Below are 4,091 nucleotides of genomic sequence, written 5' to 3' on the forward strand. Positions count from 1 at the left end.
CACCGCCAGCACATGCAGGCCGTGCAGCTCGTTCTCGAAATGCGGGAAACGGTCGGCCAGGCAATCATACACTGCGACCTGATCGGTGATCGTGCGCACCCCGCCATAATAGGCCGCCTGCCCACGCAGCAGATGCGCGCCGCCCTTGGAATAGATCGGCGTGATCAGCCCGATATCGGCAACGCCGTGGCGCACCTCCTCCATGCTCATGTCGGACGAGATCAGCGCCCCTGACCAGAATGGCTTGAAGGCGATGCGCCCGCCGCTCTTCGCCTCGACCCACTTCATCCATTCCTGATCGGCGAGGCCGAACGGGTGGGTCGGAGGATAGGGGCTGGCATAGCTCAGTACATGCTCGGCAGTCGGTTGCGGCGCGACGCTGCATCCGGCGAGCGCGAGCGCGGCGAGGATCACTGGCAAACGCATCGGTCAGGCCCCCATCACGCTGGGCAGCCACAAGGTCACCACCGGGAAGGCGATGATCATGGCGAGGTGGAAGAAATCGGCGATCAGGAACGGCACGATCCCGCGGAAAATCTGGCCCAATGGAATGTCCTTGCCGATGGCCTGGATGACATAGACGTTGAGGCCAAGTGGCGGGTGGACGAACCCGATCTCCATCGTGCGGACAAGGAAGATGCCGAACCAGATCGGGCTGTAGCCCAGCTCCAGCACGATCGGCAGAAAGATCGGCGTGGTCAGCAGCATCAGCGCCAGGCCATCGAGGAACGACCCCAGCACCAGCAGCATCAGCGCGATGACGATGACCACGACGATCGGGCTCGCGTCCAGATCGCGCACCGTGGTCGACATCAGGTCGGCGATACCCGTGACGCTGATGAAGGTCGCGAACAGGATCGCGCCGAAGATGATCAGATAGATCATGCCGGTCGTCGACAGCGTCTTGGCGAAGCTGTCGGCGATCGCCGCGCGGTTGAATGCGCCACGAATGCCCATCAGAATGAAGGCGACGATGACGCCGACCGACGCTGCCTCGGTCGGGGTGAACCACCCGATCATCAGCCCGCCGATGACAAACACCACCAGAATGAGAATGTCGATGATGCCGAGCAATCCGCGCATGCGGTCGCGCCAACCGACGCGGGCGGAGGGCGGGCCCAGTTCAGGCTTGAACCAGCACAGGATCGCGATCGCGATCATGTAGAACAAAGCCTGGCTGAACCCGGGGATGATCGCGGCGGTGAACAGCCGCCCGATCGAGACTTCGGCGATGATCCCGAACACGATCAGCGCGCCCGAAGGCGGGATCAGCGCGCCGAGCGTGCCGCCTGCGGCGAGCGCTCCGGCGGCGAACCCGGGGTTGTAGCCCGCACGCCGCATCTCGGGCAGCGCGGCGGAGCCGACCGTGGCGACGGTGGCGAGGCTCGACCCGCTGATCGACCCGAACCCCGCGCACCCCGCGATCGAGGCGAGGCCGAGACCCCCGCGCCGATGCCCGACAAAGCGCGCGGCGACGTCGAAAAAGTCGCGGCTCGCCCCGGCGGCGAAGCAGAGATGCGCCATCAGCAGGAACAGCGGCAGGACGCCGAGTTCGTATTTGTTCGCGACCTCGAACACCACCACGCCCGCCTTCACCAGCGCGGCCTCGGGCGAGAGCATCACCATCAGCCCGACGACGCCGGTCAGCGCCAGACTGACGCCGATCGGCACGCCCAGTGTGAGCAGGCCGAGCAGCGCAAGGATGCCGATCAGGCCGATCAGTTCAGGTGCCATGACTACCCTCCGGCGTGTCACGGGTGAAGGCATGGCGGACGAACAGGATCGCGACGAATACCAGCGCCACAATCATCAGCAGCCGGAACCAGCGCAACGGAATGTGCAGCAGCTCCGACCGCTCATGCCCGTCCCAAAGATCGCCCAGCAGGATCACCGATCCCGCCGCCAGCAGCAGGACGGCAACAGCGCCAAGCAGGTTCGCAACGCGCGCCAGCGTCGCGCGGCGGGAAGGGGAGAGGCGGTCGGTCAGGATATGCACCGCCGCATGGCCGCGCGACAGCGTCACCGCGACCATCGACGATGCGGCGATGAACACGATCGCCGCCTGCACGATCTCGATCGCGCCGAGCAGCGCGAAGCCGGTATGGCGGCCCAGCACCGCGATCGAATCCGCAGCGGTCGCGAGCAACAGGCCCGCCGACCCGATATAGAATGCGGTCTTGCCGGCAATACCCGTAACCGGGGCGGGGGGCGGCTCCTCGTCGTGCAGCGGCGCTGCTGCTTCGGTCACCGGGTCGGACACGCTCTGCCTCTCCTGATTGACAGCCTCTCGCTGGGGCGGTCTAACTGAATGGTAGGATCAAAACCGTAGATATTTTCAACCATCTGTCAATTGCACGAATTGCCGGGTGCGACAAGGGGACGTATGTGACGCAGCTGCGGTCGAAAGTGCCGGACGAGGTCAACGAGAACGGGCTGAAGCTCGGCCGGCTGGGCGATTATGTCGGCTTTCGCATGCGCCGCGTCCAGAACCAGCTGTCGGCCGATTTCGCCGCTGCGACGGCGCATTACGGCATCCGCGCCGGCCTGTTCTCCTCGCTCGCGCTGATCGAGGCCAATCCCGGCCTGTCGCAACAGCAATTGTCGAGTACCGTCGGTCTCGACAAATCGATCACCGTGCAGATCGTCGACGAGCTGGAGAAGCGCGGCTGGGCCAAGCGCGAACGCTCGACCGTCGATCGCCGCCGCCACGCGCTGACGATCCTGCCCGAGGGGAAGAAGACGCTCGACGATCTGTTCAACATCATGAAAGGGGTCGAGGCCGAGGTGCTGGCGCAGCTCAGCCCCGAAGAACGCCCGATCTTCGACGCCGCGCTCGACCGGATGTACGCCGTCTTTCATCGCTGAAGGCCGGACGTCCGGGGGCAGCGCGACCTGCCCCCGGTGCCCCCTTTTACATGCGGAACCGCAGCGATGCGGCAAGCACGCGCCCGATCGGGTTCGCTGCCGACGGATCGTAGCCGCCGCCGCCATTCAGGCCCGGCGCAACGTTCACATAGGGCGGCTGCAGGTCGAACAGGTTGCGCACCTCCAGCCCCAGCTCGACCCCGCCGAGCAGCGACGTCGCGCCCATCTCACCCAGGTTCCAGCTCACGGCGAGGTCGATCGGCGTATAGCTCTTGACCTTCTGGTTCGGGGTGATCGCGGTGTTGGTATAGCCGCCGACATGGGTCGCGGTCAGCTGCACCCGCATCGGCTCATAATCCCACACCACGCTGCCGCGTGCCTTGAATTTGAGCGGGTTGTAGATGGTGTTGAGGCGGCTACGCGGCGTGCCGGCGGGCGACACCGCAGTCTCGTAGTGGAAGAGATAGGCGCCCGACGCGTTGAAGTTGAACGTGCCCGCCTTCTCGGTCGGCACCCGCCAGTTGATCACGAAGTCCATGCCGCGCGTCGTCGACTGGCCAAGGTTGTTGTTGCGCCCATCGACGAACAGCGTGACATTGTTGGGGTCGCCGCCGGGGAAGGTGCCGCGCGCCAGCGTCACGCCCTGTGACAGCAATTGCAGCACGCGATCGCGCGCCGCGGTGCCGCGCAGGATGATGCCGGTCCCGGCAAATTCGGACTCGCGCGCCAGGATGGCGAGGTCAGCGAGATAGCTGTCGACCTGATTGATGTACTTCACGTCCCAATAGGTCGCGCTGACCCGCAGGTTGGAGGTGACGTCCCAGTCTGCGCCGACCGACCAGGTGGTCGCTTCCTCGGGCTGCAGATTGGTGTTGGGCCCCGAATAGGCGAAGCCGGTCAGCGGCGCACCGCCCGCCGGGTTCTGGTAGCTTTGCCCGAACAGGTTGTTGCTGTTGCCGTAAATCTGCGAGATCAGCGGCGCACGGAACGACGTGCCATAGCTGCCGCGCAGCACCAGCCCGGGGAGCGGCGACCAGTTCACGCCGAACTTGGGATTGGTAGTGTCGCCCACGTCCGAATATTTGTCGTAACGGATCGCGGCATTGATTTCGAGCCGCTCGAACCCGGGCGTTGCATTGCCCGCGCCGAAAACCGGCACCAGCAATTCGGCATAGGCCGAGTCGACCCGGCGGGTGAAGCGGCGGAAGGTGACCGGCGTGCCCGCC

The 4,091-nt window shown here is 65.4% G+C and carries 4 protein-coding genes and 1 pseudogene; 1 reads left to right on the forward strand and 4 read right to left on the reverse strand.

Annotated elements, in window-relative coordinates:
* The 3 genes and pseudogenes from AX681_RS00645 to AX681_RS00655 all read right to left on the reverse strand — a co-directional run.
* Positions 1-426: pseudogene (locus AX681_RS00645) on the reverse strand (TRAP transporter substrate-binding protein DctP); the annotation flags it as partial.
* A gap of 3 nt (positions 427-429) precedes the next feature.
* Positions 430-1,734 carry a TRAP transporter large permease gene (locus AX681_RS00650; RefSeq protein ID WP_082737870.1) on the reverse strand — a complete coding sequence of 435 codons (1,305 nt, stop codon included), beginning with the start codon at positions 1,732-1,734 and terminating at the stop codon, positions 430-432.
* Positions 1,724-2,260 carry a TRAP transporter small permease gene (locus AX681_RS00655; protein ID WP_066658033.1) on the reverse strand — a complete coding sequence of 179 codons (537 nt, stop codon included), beginning with the start codon at positions 2,258-2,260 and terminating at the stop codon, positions 1,724-1,726. The genes AX681_RS00650 and AX681_RS00655 overlap by 11 nt, the downstream gene beginning before the upstream one ends.
* Positions 2,261-2,385: 125 nt before the next feature.
* Here AX681_RS00655 and AX681_RS00660 point away from each other — a divergent pair, with 125 nt between their 5' ends.
* Positions 2,386-2,865 carry a MarR family winged helix-turn-helix transcriptional regulator gene (locus AX681_RS00660; RefSeq protein WP_066658030.1) on the forward strand — a complete coding sequence of 160 codons (480 nt, stop codon included), beginning with the start codon at positions 2,386-2,388 and terminating at the stop codon, positions 2,863-2,865.
* Between the two features lie 46 nt (positions 2,866-2,911).
* Here the strand turns inward: AX681_RS00660 and AX681_RS00665 are convergent.
* On the reverse strand, positions 2,912-4,091 hold a 1,180-nt coding region (locus AX681_RS00665; protein WP_156455965.1), incomplete at its 5' end, for a TonB-dependent receptor.

It is taken from the genome of Sphingomonas sp. CCH9-E2 (assembly GCF_001557215.1).
Taxonomy (GTDB): Bacteria; Pseudomonadota; Alphaproteobacteria; order Sphingomonadales; family Sphingomonadaceae; genus Sphingomonas.